Source organism: Alkalihalophilus pseudofirmus, assembly GCF_029094545.1.
In the GTDB taxonomy this organism is placed as follows: Bacteria; Bacillota; Bacilli; order Bacillales; family Bacillaceae_D; genus Alkalihalophilus; species Alkalihalophilus pseudofirmus.
Window position 1 is genome coordinate 3,621,104 of the sequence record NZ_CP117835.1, and the last position, 17,487, is coordinate 3,638,590.

Genomic DNA, 17,487 nt, shown 5'->3' on the forward strand with positions numbered 1-17,487 from the left:
CCCCCACCGCCTTATACTGGCGCTAACTGGTGCAGAAATTTAAAGCTTGTCCATTTGCTTCATGATAAAGTTTCCGCTATCCTTATCTTACAACAATAGGACGAAAAAATCGTTACTTATTCCTAACGTCCTTTTACTCATCTCCACTGCTTTATCGGATGACTACACTATAGTACCAAACCTTTATTACATAGCGATAACGCTGATTTGTAAAACTGTGAAAAAAAGAGGAGGATTGGTGGTCTTGTTACCTATTTATTACACGATAAAAGACCGGGGAGAGCATGAAATTATCATTCAAAAGTCGCGCTTTATCTCCTACTTTTCTCGCGCGACGACCGAAGAAGAGGCTCAAGCCTTCATTGAAGAGATAAAAAAATTAAACCGTGATGCTACTCATAATTGCTCTGCTTATTTAATTGGAGAAACTGACAACATCCAAAAAGCAAATGACGACGGTGAACCAAGCGGGACAGCTGGAGTTCCGATGCTTGAAGTGTTGAAAAAACGTAAATTAAAAGATGTGGTTGTCGTCGTAACGCGTTATTTCGGTGGAATTAAACTTGGGGCAGGCGGACTAATCCGTGCATACGGCGGTGCTGTCAGCGAGGGCTTGAACGCAGTTGGAGTGGTCGAGCGTAAGCTTATGTGTGTCATGCATACACAACTTGATTACCACTGGCTCGGCAAGGTTGAAAATGAATTAAGACAATCAATCTATCAACTAAAGCAGATAGATTACCTTGATCAAGTGGATGTGCAGACCTATGTGGCATCTGATGAACTCGAAGGATTTGAAGAGTGGATGACTAATTTAACGAATGGCCAGGCGGAGATTAAACGCGGGGAAGAAGTGTATTTAGAGACGGATGTTTGATTTGGGACTGCCCCTCATTTTACGTGAAGAGAGAGGCGCATTTAACCAAATAGTTGATACAATAACATGCTAAACAGACGCAATTCCAGCTTGAACCGGCGCATAAAGAGGCAACTGACGCAATTGCGCCTGCCTTCGACACATATAGAGAGGAGAGCGACGCGATTCCGCACGAGAAGGACGCAATAACACCTTCAATCGACGCAATCGCGTTCAACTCACTCGCTACACCTCACCTGATTACCTTTCACATCTCCTCAATCATCAACCGCACTGCACGCAGCATCTCCTCTTCACTCATACTCGCTAATCCAGGTTTTCCAAGAGCCATTTGCTGGCTTCCTGGCACGTGGATAAATCCAGCAGGTATATTTAGATCTCGTCCCTTCAAATAGTGGAGTGTTTGATACATGATGTTGTTGCAGACATATGTCCCTGCTGTATTTGAAATGGCTGCAGGGATCCCTGCTTCTGTTAATCTATCGACAAATGTTCGTATAGGCAGCGTCGAGAAATATGCTGCTGGACCGCCTTCGACAATTTCCTCATCTTGTTTTTTTACACCATCATTATCAACTTCGCCATCGTTGCAATTGATCGCTACTCGCTCTGGCGTAATGCGGTTGCGACCTGCGGCTAGACCGAGCATAATCACTGCATCCAGATTGGTTTCTTCTATCTTTTCTCGCACTTTGCCAGCTGCCTCACTAAATGTCACCGGCAATACTGCGACCTTCACTTCATATTCTCCAATGACTTCCCCATCAATAGCTGCTGCTATTTTGCGGGTTGGGTTGTCTTCATGATCTAAAAAGGGTTCAAATCCGGTTACTAGAATTTTCTTCATTTATCTTCTCTCCTAATTAAACAAATAAAAGAGGCAGAAACGAATGTCTCTCCCTCACAAAATCATTTTGTAATATAAGAAAATGAATCTTTATATTGCTTCAGCTCAATATTTACATCGGCTGAAATAATGCCTTCTATTTTCGCTAATTCCTTATTTACAAAGTGAACGAGATCATCATTATTTTTGAAATAGGCCTGCATAATCAAGTCATGCTGTCCGGAGAATGCACCGACAAAGCGGACTTCCGAGAAGCGGTTCAGCTCACGGGCTATGCTCTCTTGGTAACCGAGTTTGGTTGAGATGCCGATAATCACTTGGACGTTTAAGCCAATTTTATTTGGGTTCATATGGATAATGAATTCAAAGACATTATCTTTTAGCATCCGGTTAATCCTTGTACGGACGGTTCCTTCACTTACCTTTAATTCTTTTGCTATTTCGGTATAAGACTTCTTCCCGTCTTCTTGCAGAAAGCTTAGAATGGTGTAATCCATTTCATCGATCTTAGACATGTTCATCACTCATTTCATTTAAGTCTTACTCACGTTAATAAATGAGCAACAGGTTTAATAAAAGGACAGAGAATTGCTCTCTCTGTCCTTTCCGTTTTTATTTTTCAATTACTCGTGGGTCAAGCGCATCACGAAGGCCGTCCCCAATGAAGTTAAAGCATAATACGGTAATCAAGATTAACAGACCTGGGAATGTTGGGTACCACCAAGCGTTACGGAAAATCGTAATACTTTGAGAGTCCGTTAACATATTCCCCCACGAGGCATTTGGCGGCTGCACTCCTAAACCGAAGAAACTTAACGCTGATTCGGCAAGGATGAAACTACCTACAGCAAGAGTCGCTGCAACAATAACTGGACCAAGTGCATTCGGTAAAATTTGCGTGAAGATAATACGAGCATTAGACATCCCAATCGTACGAGATGCGAGAACGAACTCACGCTTCTTCAACGTTAAGAACTCTCCTCGTACCACACGCGCAGTTGACGTCCAGCTCAACAGCGCAAACACAAGAATAAGAATATTGATGCTTGGCTGCAAGATTGCAACAAGCGTAATCAATAAGAAGATATTCGGGAATGCAAGGATGACGTCTACTAAACGCATTAAGAACGCATCAATCAATCCGCCGAAATATCCAGCTACGGCACCAATAACCGAGCCAATCGCAACGGCTCCAAGCATGGATGCAAAACCAACATACAATGAAACTTGTCCACCGTAAAGCATACGGCTGAATAAGTCACGCCCTAAATGATCCGTTCCAAGCCAGAAGTCAGAGCTAGGCGGAGCCAGACGATTTCTTAAGTCTTGAAAAGCCGGATCATGCGGTGCAATATAAGGTGCTAATAGACATGCCAACGTAATAATTGTAAGCGTAATTAAGCCAAATACAGCGAGCTTATTTTGAAAAAATTTCGCGATAATAATAGATAGGAGTGAGCGACGTTCTCCAATTAACTGCTTGTCCTCAACCGGAGGCTTCCCTTCAGGTGTGTTCGGTTGAAATACTTGTTGTGCATTAGATTCCATGAAGTCTCCCCTCCTTAATACTCAATCCGCGGATCAAGGACTGCATATAAAATATCCGCAATTAAGTTACCGATTACTGTTAATAGTGCACCAAACATTGTGATAGCCATAATGACAGGATAATCACGCTGGAATGTCGCATCGATAAATAATTTACCGATTCCAGGCCAGCCAAATACTGATTCAACGATCGCAGAACCGCCGATCATTGTCGGAAGCATTAAACCAAACATTGTGATAACAGGAATTAATCCATTACGAAGTCCGTGTTTATAAATAACGCGGCGCTCTCTGAAACCTTTTGCACGAGCGGTACGTATATAATCTTGATTAACGACTTCAAGCATACTTGAACGTGTATAACGAGTGAGTCCCGCCATATCAGCTGTTGCAAGAACGAGTGCCGGAAGCAGTAAGTGTTTAAGACGGTCGATAATACTGAAATCTGCGCCAATGGTGGCAACACCGCCGACCGGTGTCCAGCCGAGCTGAACAGAAAATACCATAATTAACATAATTCCTAGCCAAAAGTTCGGGGTGGCAAGCCCAATAAACGACCCAAAGGTCACTCCATAATCCGTTAAAGAATACTGCCTAGTAGCTGAAATAACCCCAAATGGTATCGCTATTATGGCTGCTAAAAACAGCGAGGACGCCATTAGTAGCAAAGTATTTGGAAGACGATCTAAAATCATTTCCGTTACAGGCATCTTACGTGAATAGGACGTTCCAAAATCACCTTGAGCAACGTTTCCTAACCAACGTACATATTGCACAGGAATCGGATCATTTAACCCTAGTCGTTCAATCTGAGCCTCACGTACTTCTGGTGAAATTTCTGGATCAAGATTCATGATTGCAGGTTTACCTGGTGCAGCATACATAATTGCAAATGATATGATGGAAATACCAATTAGAATTGGGATCATCATGATCAGCCGTCTAATGATGTAACTAGTCATAATTTCATTCCTCACAATCCCTCAAGATAGTTTAATAGAGTAGGAAGGGGAGGGAAAATCCCCTTCCCCCACTACTTGAAGGCTTATTCTGTAATGTACCACTCGTTAACTTTGTACATGTTAACACGTGGGTGATGTGTGAAGCCTTCCACACGGTTGCTTAGAAGAACATGTTGCTCTGGGTAGTATAAGAACGTGTAAGGCTGGTCATTTGCGATCTCTTCATAGATTTCAGCGATGACAGCAGCACGCTCATCTTGGTCAATGATCTTTTTGTTTTGATCAGAAAGCTCATCAACACGGTCGTTTTTGTAAGAAATGTTGTTTAAGCCATTTTCAATTTCACGAGAATGCCAGATTGCAGTTGGATCTGGATCTGTTGCAAGACCCCAAGCAAGTACTACAGCGTCAAAGTCGTAGTTAGGAGGGTTGATTTGATCTAAGAACGCGCCCCACTCCATTTGACGAGCTTCAACTTCAATACCGATTTCACCAAGCATTTGTTGAACAATTACACCAATGTCACGACGAACAACGTTACCATCGTTAGAAAGGATTTCAAAAGAGAAACGCTCTCCATCTTTTTCAAGAACGCCGTCAGCACCAGGCTCCCAGCCAGCTTCAGCTAAAAGCTCTTTTGCACCTTCAGGATCATAGTTGAACTCAGGAGCAGACTCAGGGTATGCCCAGCTAAGCGGTGATGCAGGAACGTGTGCTACTTCACCTTTACCATCCATGATTTCATCAACGATAAGTTGACGATCAATTGCCATTGTTAAAGCTTGACGTACTTTAGGATCTTGGAATAACGGACGATCGTTGTTCCAGCCAATGTAGTCATAACGTAATGCTAGAGTCGAAGAAATACGACCGTGGTCATATGTTTCAGCTGTTGCATACTCAGTTGCAGGAAGAATCATGTAATCTGTGTCACCAGTTTCAAACATTAATAGCTCAGCATTAGAGTCAGAAGCTACACGGAACGTTAATTTATCAAGGTTTGGACGACCTTCAAAATACTCTTCGTGAGCAACTAGCTCGATGTATTGTCCATCTACATACTCAACGAATTCAAATGGACCTGCACCAATTGGAGCGTTACGGTTGTACTCCATGTGCTCTTCAAGATCTGCTACAGGAACATCTTCTAAGATGTGCTTTGGAAGGATTCCGTAACCAGAACGTGTGTCAAAACTTGCATCTACTTCAGAAAGAATGAATTTAACAGTGTACTCATCTACTACTTCAACACTCTCAAGAGTATCAAAGTCACCAGCACGAGGGCCTGTGTAATCAGGGTTGATGAAAATGTCATGAGTGAACTTTACATCTTCAGCTGTAAGCTCTTCGCCATCATGGAAAAGAACGCCTTCGTTTAGAGTGTAAGTGTACTCTAATCCATCTTCAGAAATCTCAGGAAGATCTGTTGCTACATAAGGAATGAGATTTAACTCTTCATCTGTTTGAAGAAGGCTTGCATGAACTAAATCAATAACATCAGCACTAGCTGAATCTTGCGAGTAAAGCGGGTTGAATGTTACCGGCTCACCCGATGTACTTAAAACGATACTTCCACCTTGTTGAGGCTCGCCGCTAGCAGCTTCCTCACCGTCACCATCTTCGCCTTCACCTTCTGCTGGATCTTCAACATCTGGATCTTCATCTGTTGATGCAGGCTCATCTGAACCGCCGCATGCTGCAAGTACAAGCATAAGCGCCATGACCATGCCTAACAGCACTAACAAACTTTTCTTTGTCATCGTCTTTCCCCCTAAACCTTTTAGTAAGTATTTTTTCTTGCAGTCTTGCTAACATCCTACTGCCGCATTTTTAAGCCTTAGTATGTAGGCAACACCTCCCTTAAAGATAAACTATTATGAATATTCAAGAGAGAATCATCTCTCGTCTTACCTATTTAAGTCTTACTAATTTAAATCTTACTTATATAAGTGGCAGGCTACGAAATGATCTTTTTTTACTTCTCTATAAGCCGGTGTCACTTGCTTACACTCATCCATTGCCATTGGACAGCGTGTATGGAACACACATCCTGTCGGCGGGTTAGATGGACTTGGGATTTCCCCTGTTAAAATGATGCGCTCACGTTTCACCTCTGTCGGATGCGAACGCGGTACCGCTGATAATAACGCCTGTGTGTAAGGATGAAGTGGATCAGCATATAAATCCTTCTTACTTGCTACTTCCATCATTTTCCCAAGGTACATTACACCTATTCGATCAGAAATATGTTTAACAACCCCTAGATCGTGGGCAATAAATAAGTAAGTGAGTCCAAACTCATCTTGAAGATCTTTAAATAGATTCAAAACTTGAGATTGAACGGATACATCAAGTGCTGATACCGGCTCATCACCAATAATCAATTTAGGATTTAATGTTAATGCTCTTGCAATCCCGATACGCTGACGCTGACCGCCTGAGAATTCATGCGGGTATCGGTTTGCATAAGCCGGGTTAAGCCCAACTTTTTCCATCAATTCTTCTACATATTCTTGGCGCGCTTTTCCTTTATACATCCCGTGAACATTTAATGGTTCACGCAGGATCGTTTGCACCGTTTTTCGCGGGTTAAGAGAGGAGAATGGATCCTGGAATACCATTTGGATATCCTTACGAAACGGATGCAGCTCTCTTTCTTTCATGTTGGAAATGTCTTTACCATCAAAAATGATCTGACCAGCTGTCGGCTCATATAAACGCATTAACGTTCGGCCCGTTGTGGACTTTCCGCAGCCAGACTCTCCTACAAGACCGAATGTTTCTCCTTTTCGAACGAAGAAGCTGATGTCATCTACTGCTTTGACATGACCGACGGTTCTTTGAAACATTCCTTTTTTGATTGGGAAATGTTTTTTCAGGCCATTTACTTCAAGCAATATTTCTTTCTCTTTAGCTGCGCCTGTATTTGGGCGGTCAGTTAGTTGTGTGCTCATTGTTGCTCGCTCCTTCCTCAAACAAGAAACATCTCACCTTACGTCCCGGCTCTACTTCACGAAGCTCAGGCTGCTCACCTACACAGCGCGCCATCGCATGCGGACATCGTGTTACAAAGCGGCATCCAGTGGGGAAGTTGTCCGGTGTAGGTACGTTTCCGGCAATTGATGTAAGACGATCTTTTTCATCATCAACATGCGGTACAGATTCCATTAATCCTTTCGTGTAAGGATGAAGCGGCTTATCAAATAGCGGAACAACATTCGCTTCTTCAACCACCTGACCGGCATACATTACGACAACTCGGTCGGCAAGCTCAGCTACCACACCCAAATCATGAGTAATAAGAATAATAGATGAGTTGAACTTATCACTTAATCCGCGCATTAAATCAAGAATCTGCGCTTGAACCGTTACATCAAGTGCTGTTGTTGGCTCATCGGCAATTAATAGTTTCGGATCACAGCTCATCGCCATCGCAATCATGACACGCTGCCTCATCCCGCCAGATAAACGGTGCGGATAATCACGAAGGATTTCATCTACGCGAGAGAATCCAACGAGCTGCAGCATTTCGCGCGCACGCTCATAGGCTTGTTTCTTCGAGAGCTTCTTGTGGTAGATGAGCGTTTCCATCAACTGATCTCCAACTGTAAATACAGGGTTTAATGAGGTCATCGGCTCTTGGAATATCATTCCGATATCATTACCACGAACCTTGTACATTTTGTCTTCCCCTTGTTTGAGAAGATCCTCACCATTAAATACAATTTCCCCGCCAACGGTTTTCCCGCCCGGAGAAGGCACAAGCCGCATAAGAGATAAAGTGGTCATACTCTTACCGGACCCTGATTCTCCCACTATCGCTAATGTTTCCCCTTGGTTCACTTCAAAGGACACATCATCTACAACAGGAAGCTCTTTTCCTTTTTTAAAGAAATAGGTTTTTAGATTTCTAACCTCTAGCAATGGCTTGTTTTCCACCATAACATCTACACCTCTTTATCCTAGAAGACTACATTCCAATTATGAATTAACGAGAAAGAACTTGAATCTATTTCCCAGGTAAGTAAGAACAAGAAAATTCAGAATTATCAAGAGAAATGAACACTCATTCATACCTGGCGTTAACTAAAACAATCGCTTGTCTGCCATTGTCTCAGCTGTCATTATCAATTTTTCTCATAGTTTTCTGCAAATTTAGTAAATTGGACTAACGTCATTATATGTCAATGTCACAAAGAAAGCAATATTCAATCTTTTTAAAATAATTTTTCTTTGTGATAAATTCTTACAGACTTCGTAATCAAAATGTAATGAAACATTGTCCTTATGCGATTTATCAGGCTTCCAATTCGAATTGTGTAAATAAAAAAGCCATTCCTTACGAATTTATAAATAAGCTTATAGACCCATAATTGGGAGAATTAAGCATAATATTATATTAATATAACGGTAAGCGTTTACATTTAATGGATGAAGAGGTGTGATGTCGGACGAGTGTATACCGCATAAATATATTTAGGTTACTGGGCAGGAGTGATGCAGGTGGTGATGGCTTCAGGTGCTCGGCCAAGGGCTTCTGTTGAGGCTAAAGCTGATTGCGTCGGTTGCAGCCTTTATTGCGTCCCTCTTCTCCCCTTATGCGCCGCTCTCTTCCATAATTGCGTCGCTCCCACCCACTATTGCGCCTCTCTCCTCTTATTGCGTCAGTCTTCGCCGCTATTTGATCGATTTCATGCTTATATGTAATATTTCCTGGCATGATTGCGCCGGTTGCTCTGGCCAAGCCGCTTTCAGTACCCAAAAATCTTCCGCAACCCGAAACAAAATACCGAGTTTCTTCTATATTATAACGCGTTACATAAATAAAGCTCCTCCGGCCTCATCGCCTAAAGGAGCTATACTATCTAATCTAGCTTTTCATTTTCGGATCGAGCGCATCACGCAGTCCGTCTCCGATCATATTAAATCCTAATACAACAAGCATTATCGAGAACCCTGGGAACAGCACTGTCCATGGGGCGGACTGGATGAATTGTCTTGAATCTGATAGCATCTTGCCCCATTCTGGCATGGGTGCTTGAGCTCCTAAGCCGAGGAATCCAAGTGCTGCTGCTTCGAGAATCGCTGTACCGAAGCCAAGCGTTGCTTGAACGATAATCGGTGCGAGACTGTTTGGCAGGATGTGATGGAAGATGATCCGGCCATTTTTCATCCCCTGCGCCTTGGCTGCCATAATAAACTCTTCTTCCCGCAAACTGATGACCTTTGACCGGACTAGCCGTCCAAAAATAGGCACGTTGACAATCGCAATCGCAATTAACGCATTTTGAAGTGACGGCCCTAAGATCGCAACAATGGCAATCGCTAATAGAATGCTTGGGAAAGCGAGCATAATATCGAAAATACGCGAGATCAGCATGTCAATCCAGCGGCCGTAGTAGCCAGCGATTAAGCCAAGCGTCGTCCCGAAAATCAGAGCCCCTGTTACTGCAAAGAAACCAACTTGGAGTGAAAGCCTTGCACCGTACACAATCCTTGTAAAAATATCCCGTCCGAAGTCATCCGTTCCAAACCAATGCTCCATAGATGGCCCTTGCAGACGGTTAGCTGGATTTGTTTCTGAATAGGAACTGCTCGTCAAAAGCGGAGCAAAAATAGCGATTAATATAAAGCTTGTAATAATGATCAACCCGACAATCGCAAGCTTATTTTTCTTCAATTGCTTAAATGCTTCCCTCCAAGGAGAAACCACTGTATATTGATCCTCTGGAGGGGGCGAATTAGGCTCTGGTGTCATCAATGGCTTAGCATGTTCTGTTTTCATCCGAGTCCCTCCTTAATATTTAATCCGTGGATCAATGTAGGAATACAGCAGATCGACAAATAAATTAATTAAAACGAATATGGTCGCAACAACGAGAATTCCAGATTGAATGACCGGATAGTCACGGTAATTGATTGCCTCAAAAATATAACGCCCGATTCCCGGCCAGCTGAAAATGGTCTCTGTTAAGATCGCTCCACCTAACAGGTTACCTGTTTGCAGACCAACGACCGTCAGTACAGGAATTAATGCATTTTTCAATGCATGCTTGTAAATAACTACACCTTGTCCTGAACCTTTTGCATTGACTGTTCGAATATAATCCGAGCGAAGCACTTCAAGCATACTCGAACGGGTCATTCTTGCAATAATTGCCATCGGAATCGTGCCAAGTGCAATTCCCGGAAGAATTAAATGTTTGATCGACTCCCATGTCTTATCAAATTGCCCGCTAATGATCGTATCGAATACGTAGAGTCCGGTCGTTGAAATAATCGGATCACGCGGATTATCTCGTCCGAAAGCCGGGAGCCACCCAAGCTCTTGAGCAAAGATCCACTGCTCCATCAACGCGAGCCAAAAGATTGGCATCGATACCCCGACGAGCGCAATGAACATACTCAAATAGTCAAACCAAGAATTTTGCTTCCACGCACTGACAATACCAGCGTTGACACCAATAATAATGGCAAAAATCATTGCAAAAATCGTCAACTCAATAGTGGCTGCTAAATATGGCCAAATTTCTTCTATGATCGGTTTATTTGTTCTAAGAGATGTTCCTAAATCACCTGTTGCCAAGTCTTTCATGTATAACCCGTATTGCACCCAGTACGGCTCATTTAATCCAAGACGCTCTTCAAGGTCAGCAATCGCTTGAGGAGAGGCTTGTTCACCAAGAATCGTTTGTGCGGGGTTTCCAGGTATTAAGTGAATGATTGAAAACGTCACGATTGTCATCCCGATTAAAACAGGAATCAACAATAATAAACGTCGCATCGCATAAGCCAGCATGATGTCACCTCGCTACTATTTAATCCTAAAAAAAAGGGGGAGTAGAGACGTCTCTACTCCCCTCTTGTGCTTAGTTCTCTAGTTCAACTTCATCTAATGTTTCACTTGTAGATGGGTGTGGTACATAGTTCTTCACGTTCGAGCTTCCCGCTAGTGTCGGGATCGAGTGAACAAGCGGAACCATTGGAGCATCTTCATGAATCAGCTCTTGTACTTGCTCGTAAAGCTCAGCACGCACATCAAAGTCCACTTCTGTTTTTGCTTGAACAAGCAGGTCATTCACTTCTTCATTGCTGTAGAATGAACGGTTACCACCAGGGATCGCATCACCGTGTAATAGGTTTGAGAAGAAGTAATCCGGGTCACCGTTTACACCAGACCAGCCAAGCATGAACACGTCATGTTTACCTTGCTCTGTTTCTTCAAGATACGTTGCCCACTCTTTTGTAACGATGTTTGCCGTAATGCCGACATCAGCTAAGTTTGCTTGGATCGCTTCTGCTGCACGCTGCGGATCTGGCATGTATGGACGAGCAACAGGCATTGTCCATAGATCAAATGTAAAGCCATCTTCAATTCCAGCTTCAGCTAAAAGTTCTTTTGCAAGCTCAGGATCATAGCTGTACTCATCAATTCCATCATTGTAGCCAAGGTATCCTGGCGGTATTGTATTTTTCGCTGTTTCTGCTAGACCGCCGTAAAGAATTGCAATTAAGCCATCTTTATCAATCGCATGGTTAAAGGCACGACGAACAACAGGATCATTAAACGGTTCTTTTTCTACATGGAAACCTAAGTATCCGATATTATTTGTTGCACGTTCGAACACTTGCAGGCTGTCATCGCCTTCAATTTGAGCGACATCATCAGGGTTTAGACCATCCATAATATCAATTTGACCAGAACGTAACGCTGTCAGACGAGCCGAGTTATCAGGAATCACCTGGAAAATAACGCGGTCAAGCTTCGGCAGTCCTTCTTTCCAATAGTCTTCGTTTTTCTCTAAAATAATTGAATCATCACGAGACCAGCTGACAAATTTAAATGGTCCTGTTCCTACAGGATTTTCATTGATTGCACTTCCATGCTCTTCAAATGCTTGAGGAGATGTAATCGCAAAGTAGCTCATCCCCATGTTTTGCAGGAATGATCCTAACGGTTGGTTTAATACAAACTCAATTTCATAATCACCAAGCACGTTGATTTCTTCAATCACGTGGCCTTCGTCACCTTTATAGCCGCCAAACTGCGTGCCATACACGCTGTATGTGTAGCCTTCATCAAGGAATGCATACTCATGCTCTGGGTCAGCCCAGCGCTCAAAGTTTAGTTTTACAGCTTCTGCATTAAAGTCTGTTCCATCGTGGAATGTCACGCCTTCTTCAAGGTGGAACACAAAACGCAGACCAGAATCATCTACTTCCCAGTCATGAGCAAGACCAGGTCCGATTTCAAATGAATCGCGGTCAAACTCGATCAATGTCTCGTAAATGTTCTTTGTAACACGAGACGATTCACCATCTGTTACACTTGCATAATCTAAGCTGACAGAATCTCCACCACGGGCAAATACTAATGTTTGATCTCCAGCAGGTTCAGCTGGCTCTGTTCCCTCTACTTCCTCTTCTGCCTCACCATCAGTAGACTCTGGCGCCGACGTATCATCACTGCTGCATGCAGCAAGGAATAATACGAACGCAAGCAAGAGCACCATCAAAAACGACAATCGATGTTTCATGCATCATTTCCCCCTGTCTCTTCTTTGTTTTCTCTATCATTCATGCAGCACTGCTAATTATAAAGGTGGCAGGCTACAAAATGATCATCTCCTACATCCTGCAGTGCAGGGCGTTCGGTTTTGCAAATGTCCATGCATTCCGGACACCGCGTGTGAAACGTGCAGCCACTCGGCGGATTAGACGGGCTTGGTACATCGCCCTCTAAAATCATCCGGTCCGCCTTCGCATCAGGGTCCGGCACAGGTACGGCTGAGAGCAGTGCTTTTGTATAAGGATGCTTCGGCTCCTCATAAAGCGCATTCTTCCCTGCCAGCTCAACCATCCGGCCAAGGTACATCACCCCGACGCGGTCACTTATATGCTTAACGACACTAAGGTCATGAGCAATAAACACATACGTTAACTTAAACTCATCCTTCAAATCTTCCATCAAATTAAGAATCTGCGACTGCACTGAAACATCCAGCGCTGATACCGGCTCATCACATATGACAAGCTTCGGGTTCACCGCCAGCGCTCTTGCAATTCCGATCCGTTGCCGCTGCCCTCCGCTGAATTGATGCGGATAGCGGTTCGCGTGATAGGAACTGAGTCCGACAACCTCAAGAAGCTCGGCTACTTTTTTACGCCGCTCTTCCTTTGTCCCAATCCCATGCACAAGAAGCGGCTCACTGATAATCCGCTCAATGTTATGACGTGGATTAAGCGATGCGTACGGGTCTTGGAAAATAATCTGCATGTCTCGTCTGAGCTTTCTCATCTCTTCATCCGAGAGCTTTGTGACATCTCGTCCTTCAAATTTCACTTCACCTTCCGTCGGCTCAATCAACCGTAAAATCGATTTACCTGTCGTTGACTTCCCGCAGCCAGACTCCCCGACAATCCCTAAAATCTCGCCTTCATAGACAGTGAAGCTGACATCATCAACTGCTTTGACCTCGCCTACCTTTTTGCTAAGGAAGCCTCCGTGCACATCAAAATATTTTTTCAATCCGTTTACTTCTAAAAGTGGTTTAGCCAACGTTCTCGCTCCCTTCTGTGTCATAAAGGAAGCAGCGCACCTGATGCCCGGCAGAATCCGTTAAGAGCTCAGGATCTTCTGAGATGCAGCGGCCAAACGCTGATTCACAACGAGCAGCAAAACGACAGCCTTGCCTGATGCTCCCAGGCTTTGGCACACTCCCCGGAATCGAATACAACCGCTGCTCTTTCTCATGAATCTTCGGCAGGGATTTAATCAATCCTTTTGTATAAGGATGCTTCGGCTCTTTTAGAATTGCACGAACCGTCCCTTCCTCCACCACTTTTCCTGCATACATCACAATCACTCGGTCACAGATTTCGGCAACGACACCCAGGTCATGGGTTATCATCATAATTGCTGTCCCTTGCTCCTTATTTAACTTCCTCATTAAATCAAGAATTTGCGCTTGGATCGTTACATCGAGGGCTGTTGTCGGTTCATCCGCAATCAGCACCTCCGGATCACAGCTCATCGCCATCGCAATCATGACACGCTGACGCATTCCGCCGGATAATTGATGCGGATACTCATCGACAATTTCATCGGCACGCGGAATCCCGACAATCTTCAGCATATCGACTGCTTTTGCTTTCGCTTCTTTTTTAGACAGCTTTTGATGGTTGCGGATCGCCTCCATCAATTGATTGCCGATTGTAAAGAGAGGATTTAATGATGTCATCGGTTCTTGGAAAATCATCGCGATCTCATTGCCGCGAATTTTTTTCATCCGACGTTTTGAAACGGCTGCGAGATTCTCTTCTTTAAACAAAATTTCACCGCCAACAATTTTACCAGGGGGGTTCGGCACAAGATTCATCACAGATAAGGACGTTACACTTTTCCCGCAGCCGGACTCTCCCACAATGCCGACGACTTCCCCTTTATGTATTTTCATGCTCACATCATCTACAGCCGGAATTTCACCATTGTCTGTAAAAAAATGCGTCCGCACATTTTTAAGCTCAAGAACAACTTCAGACATTTAAATGCCTCCTTCACACGTCCGTATAGAAATGTCATTTGACTTTATCGTAGAAAGATATTTATCGATAACATTATGTACACACCAAAAACACATACAAGAATAATAGATTTGTTAATTTTCAGAATTTTGCTGATATATTCTAAAATATATAATATTCTGAACATAATCAAGTACTTTTTTTCTAAATTAGGCTAATTTCGTTCGCTCATTTACGACAAAATACCTATATGATATGTGTTTCACACGCATACAAATAAACTCACTGCCATAATTTATTCATTTAATATGAATACTTTCGTACAAATTTTTCTTTACGCCCTAGCGATTATTCGCTATGATATGATAGATATGGACAAATTATTTAAAGTGAGGTATTGCCATGGCGCAATCGAGAGTGAGACGACGTAAAAGTCGTGTAAAAAGAACATTAAAGATCTTTGTATTTATAGGTCTTTTCTCCTTCTTACTAGCTGGAGCAGCCGTTACCTATTTTGCTTTTCAATTAGCAAATGCAACGACATCATCTGAAGTAGAGCTAGAACGAGGGGAGAAATCAGAGCTTCGAACTGAACCTGTAAATCCAAGTAAAGATAATATATCGATTTTATTTTTAGGATTAGATGACCGTGAAGGAAATTTAGAGGGACGCACAGATGCAATGCTGCTTGCTACCTTCAATAAAGAACTAGGATCCATCAAATTATTAAATATTCCTCGTGATTCACTTGTGGACATACCCGGCCGTAAAAACCGTGATAAAATTAATCACGCACACGCGTACGGCGGACTTGATACAACAATCGATACAGTTGAGCATTTATTTGATATCCCGGTTGATTATTATGTAACATTAAATTTTGTTGCCTTTGTTGAAATTGTTGATGCATTAGGCGGCGTTGAAGTTGAGGTTCCATTCACGTTTACAGAAATGGACAGCAATGATACGCACGGTGCCATTACATTAGAAGAAGGCACACAATTGTTAAACGGTGAAGAAGCTCTTGCTTTCTCGCGTATGAGAAAAAGTGATCCACGCGGAGACTTCGGCCGCGGCGAACGCCAGCAAGAAGTCATTAAAGCAGTTATTCGTAAGGGTGCATCTTTTTCTTCCATCTCAAGCTACAATGAAGTATTGCAAAGCATTGAAGATCATATCTCAACAAACTTAAGCTTTGGAAACATAGTCGCTCTTCACTCTTATGCAAGTGAGCTGAACAATATGGATTCGATCCACATTGAAGGAGACGACCGCCGAATTAATGGCGGGTACTACTTTGAACCGAGACAAGATTCTATTGATGAGTTATCAGCAACCTTTCGCGTTCACTTAGGTTTAGTTGAACCAGAAGAGCGTGATTATGACGAATTTGACTCTACGGAAGAAGAAACCGAATAATACAAGCGAAGGTTCATCCACCAATATGGTGAGATGAACCTTTTTTGATGTGGATTCTAGCAAATTATTAGGGAATTATAGCATATTCGTCGTTGATTTTAGCAAGCCCCAGCTTAATCCAGCGAAAACAGCTTTTATTTTAGCAAACGCTTCAAATAAATGGAACTTCACACTATTTGGCGCAAAAAAAAGCCTGAGTAATCATCTCGATCACTCAGACTGTAACGTTCATTATGAAATTCGTCTTGCACTATTTTTGTTCTGAATGCGACGAACTAAATTCATAACTGGACGGTACTCATCACTTACTAAGCCGACACGCTCTGCAATCAGCTCAATAACAACCAAGCTGATCGTAATAACTAGTAATGAGATCCATAGCGTTGACATTGTAAGAACAACGGCTGCTAAACCAAAGAATGCTGTCATAGCATAAATAACTAGTACGGTTTGTTTATGAGATAAACCGATACGAAGCAAACAGTGGTGTAAATGTGATTTATCTGGTGCTGATAATGGTTTCTTCTGTACCACACGACGCACGATCGCAAACAGTGTATCTGAAATGGGAACAGCTAAGATAATAACAGGAATCACCAGCGAGAATGCCGTAACATTTTTAAATCCTAATAATGAAATAACAGCAATCATATATCCTAAGAATAAGGCCCCTGTATCACCCATAAAGATTTTTGCCGGATTAAAGTTATGAACTAAAAATCCGAGCGTACTTCCTAAAAGAATCACACCAAGAGATGCGACAAACATATTGCCGTCTAAGATCGCAAGACCTGAAATGGTAATTAAAACAATTGATGAAACACCAGCAGCCAGACCGTCTAAGCCATCAATTAAGTTAATCGCATTCGTGATCCCGATAATCCATAAAAGCGTAATTGGAATCGCTAACCATCCTAAGTGCAATTCCCCGCCGAAAGGCAAGTTAATAAAATCTAAGCGAACTCCGTAAAATATAACGACACCTGCTGCTAACAACTGGCCAAACAATTTCCATTTAGCGGACAGCTCAATCATATCATCTAAAAATCCGGTTAAAATGATAATAAAACTTCCGATTAGAATCGGTATCATGTACGGACTAGCCGGCTGTAAGATGACAAAACCAATAAGAAATCCAATATATATTGCCAAACCACCTAACCTGGCCATCACTTTCTGATGGACTTTACGATGATTCGGTTGATCTGTAGCGCCAATCTTAATCGCAAATTGTTTTACGACCGGTGTAATTAAAACCGCGACGATAAAACATATCAATAATGTCCAAGCGATCATGGTTGAACCTCCTT

Annotated in this window: 15 protein-coding genes; 2 read left to right on the top strand and 13 right to left on the bottom strand. The window is 42.8% G+C overall.

Translation table 11 applies throughout. From position 1 onward, the window contains the following. Nucleotides 1-244 precede the first annotated feature (244 nt). The gene (locus PQ478_RS19060) at nucleotides 245-877 is read left to right on the top strand and encodes a YigZ family protein (protein WP_289235193.1); all 633 of its coding nucleotides are present in this window, start codon (nucleotides 245-247) and stop codon (nucleotides 875-877) included. A 247-nt stretch (nucleotides 878-1,124) separates the two neighbouring features. On the opposite strand, the gene pcp is transcribed toward PQ478_RS19060, so the two are convergent. The 12 genes from pcp to PQ478_RS19120 form a co-directional block, all read right to left on the bottom strand. Beyond that, nucleotides 1,125-1,724 (bottom strand): pyroglutamyl-peptidase I, encoded by a 600-nt coding sequence (gene pcp, locus PQ478_RS19065; RefSeq protein ID WP_289235194.1) that lies wholly within the window; start codon nucleotides 1,722-1,724, stop codon nucleotides 1,125-1,127. Nucleotides 1,725-1,786: 62 nt separating this feature from the next. Then, entirely contained in the window at nucleotides 1,787-2,239 is a 453-nt protein-coding gene (locus tag PQ478_RS19070; protein WP_075682118.1) for an Lrp/AsnC family transcriptional regulator, read from the bottom strand. Between the two features lie 97 nt (nucleotides 2,240-2,336). Further along, a complete protein-coding gene (gene opp4C, locus PQ478_RS19075; RefSeq protein ID WP_022629159.1) occupies nucleotides 2,337-3,272 on the bottom strand; it encodes an oligopeptide ABC transporter permease in 936 nt (311 codons plus the stop codon). A gap of 14 nt (nucleotides 3,273-3,286) precedes the next feature. Next, nucleotides 3,287-4,234, bottom strand: coding sequence for an ABC transporter permease (locus tag PQ478_RS19080; protein WP_289235195.1), 948 nt, complete (start codon nucleotides 4,232-4,234; stop codon nucleotides 3,287-3,289). A gap of 83 nt (nucleotides 4,235-4,317) precedes the next feature. Next, a complete protein-coding gene (locus PQ478_RS19085) occupies nucleotides 4,318-5,994 on the bottom strand; it encodes a peptide-binding protein (RefSeq protein ID WP_289235196.1) in 1,677 nt (558 codons plus the stop codon). 177 nt (nucleotides 5,995-6,171) lie between these two features. Continuing rightward, nucleotides 6,172-7,188 (bottom strand): ABC transporter ATP-binding protein, encoded by a 1,017-nt coding sequence (locus PQ478_RS19090; protein ID WP_289235197.1) that lies wholly within the window; start codon nucleotides 7,186-7,188, stop codon nucleotides 6,172-6,174. Then, a complete protein-coding gene (locus PQ478_RS19095) occupies nucleotides 7,169-8,176 on the bottom strand; it encodes an ABC transporter ATP-binding protein (RefSeq protein ID WP_022629163.1) in 1,008 nt (335 codons plus the stop codon). The genes PQ478_RS19090 and PQ478_RS19095 overlap by 20 nt, the downstream gene beginning before the upstream one ends. Before the next feature lie 928 nt (nucleotides 8,177-9,104). Next, nucleotides 9,105-10,019, bottom strand: coding sequence for a nickel transporter permease (gene nikC, locus PQ478_RS19100; RefSeq protein ID WP_022629165.1), 915 nt, complete (start codon nucleotides 10,017-10,019; stop codon nucleotides 9,105-9,107). 12 nt (nucleotides 10,020-10,031) lie between these two features. Further along, nucleotides 10,032-11,033, bottom strand: coding sequence for an ABC transporter permease (locus tag PQ478_RS19105; protein WP_022629166.1), 1,002 nt, complete (start codon nucleotides 11,031-11,033; stop codon nucleotides 10,032-10,034). Between the two features lie 70 nt (nucleotides 11,034-11,103). After that, nucleotides 11,104-12,771, bottom strand: a complete 1,668-nt coding sequence (locus tag PQ478_RS19110; RefSeq protein WP_289235198.1) for an ABC transporter substrate-binding protein — start codon at nucleotides 12,769-12,771, stop codon at nucleotides 11,104-11,106. A gap of 53 nt (nucleotides 12,772-12,824) precedes the next feature. Further along, nucleotides 12,825-13,793 (bottom strand): ABC transporter ATP-binding protein, encoded by a 969-nt coding sequence (locus PQ478_RS19115; RefSeq protein WP_289235199.1) that lies wholly within the window; start codon nucleotides 13,791-13,793, stop codon nucleotides 12,825-12,827. Beyond that, nucleotides 13,786-14,778, bottom strand: a complete 993-nt coding sequence (locus PQ478_RS19120) for an ABC transporter ATP-binding protein (protein WP_022629169.1) — start codon at nucleotides 14,776-14,778, stop codon at nucleotides 13,786-13,788. Before PQ478_RS19120 ends, PQ478_RS19115 begins: the two co-directional genes overlap by 8 nt. A gap of 382 nt (nucleotides 14,779-15,160) precedes the next feature. On the opposite strand from PQ478_RS19120, the gene PQ478_RS19125 reads away from it, so the two are divergent. After that, entirely contained in the window at nucleotides 15,161-16,177 is a 1,017-nt protein-coding gene (locus PQ478_RS19125) for an LCP family protein (RefSeq protein WP_289235200.1), read from the top strand. Between the two features lie 231 nt (nucleotides 16,178-16,408). On the opposite strand, the gene PQ478_RS19130 is transcribed toward PQ478_RS19125, so the two are convergent. Further along, nucleotides 16,409-17,473 carry a glycosyltransferase family 4 protein gene (locus tag PQ478_RS19130; protein ID WP_075682111.1) on the bottom strand — a complete coding sequence of 355 codons (1,065 nt, stop codon included), beginning with the start codon at nucleotides 17,471-17,473 and terminating at the stop codon, nucleotides 16,409-16,411. Nucleotides 17,474-17,487: the final 14 nt, after the last annotated feature.

Bases quoted from the DNA above. Each gene is read 5' to 3' on its own strand.
- pcp (WP_289235194.1), bottom strand. From the start codon at position 1,724: ATGAAGAAAATTCTAGTAACCGGATTTGAACCCTTTTTAGATCATGAA.
- PQ478_RS19070 (WP_075682118.1), bottom strand. From the start codon at position 2,239: ATGTCTAAGATCGATGAAATGGATTACACCATTCTAAGCTTTCTGCAA.
- opp4C (WP_022629159.1), bottom strand. From the start codon at position 3,272: ATGGAATCTAATGCACAACAAGTATTTCAACCGAACACACCTGAAGGG.
- PQ478_RS19080 (WP_289235195.1), bottom strand. From the start codon at position 4,234: ATGACTAGTTACATCATTAGACGGCTGATCATGATGATCCCAATTCTA.
- PQ478_RS19085 (WP_289235196.1), bottom strand. From the start codon at position 5,994: ATGACAAAGAAAAGTTTGTTAGTGCTGTTAGGCATGGTCATGGCGCTT.
- PQ478_RS19090 (WP_289235197.1), bottom strand. From the start codon at position 7,188: ATGAGCACACAACTAACTGACCGCCCAAATACAGGCGCAGCTAAAGAG.
- PQ478_RS19095 (WP_022629163.1), bottom strand. From the start codon at position 8,176: ATGGTGGAAAACAAGCCATTGCTAGAGGTTAGAAATCTAAAAACCTAT.
- nikC (WP_022629165.1), bottom strand. From the start codon at position 10,019: ATGAAAACAGAACATGCTAAGCCATTGATGACACCAGAGCCTAATTCG.
- PQ478_RS19105 (WP_022629166.1), bottom strand. From the start codon at position 11,033: ATGCTGGCTTATGCGATGCGACGTTTATTATTGTTGATTCCTGTTTTA.
- PQ478_RS19110 (WP_289235198.1), bottom strand. From the start codon at position 12,771: ATGAAACATCGATTGTCGTTTTTGATGGTGCTCTTGCTTGCGTTCGTA.
- PQ478_RS19120 (WP_022629169.1), bottom strand. From the start codon at position 14,778: ATGTCTGAAGTTGTTCTTGAGCTTAAAAATGTGCGGACGCATTTTTTT.
- PQ478_RS19125 (WP_289235200.1), top strand. From the start codon at position 15,161: ATGGCGCAATCGAGAGTGAGACGACGTAAAAGTCGTGTAAAAAGAACA.
- PQ478_RS19130 (WP_075682111.1), bottom strand. From the start codon at position 17,473: ATGATCGCTTGGACATTATTGATATGTTTTATCGTCGCGGTTTTAATT.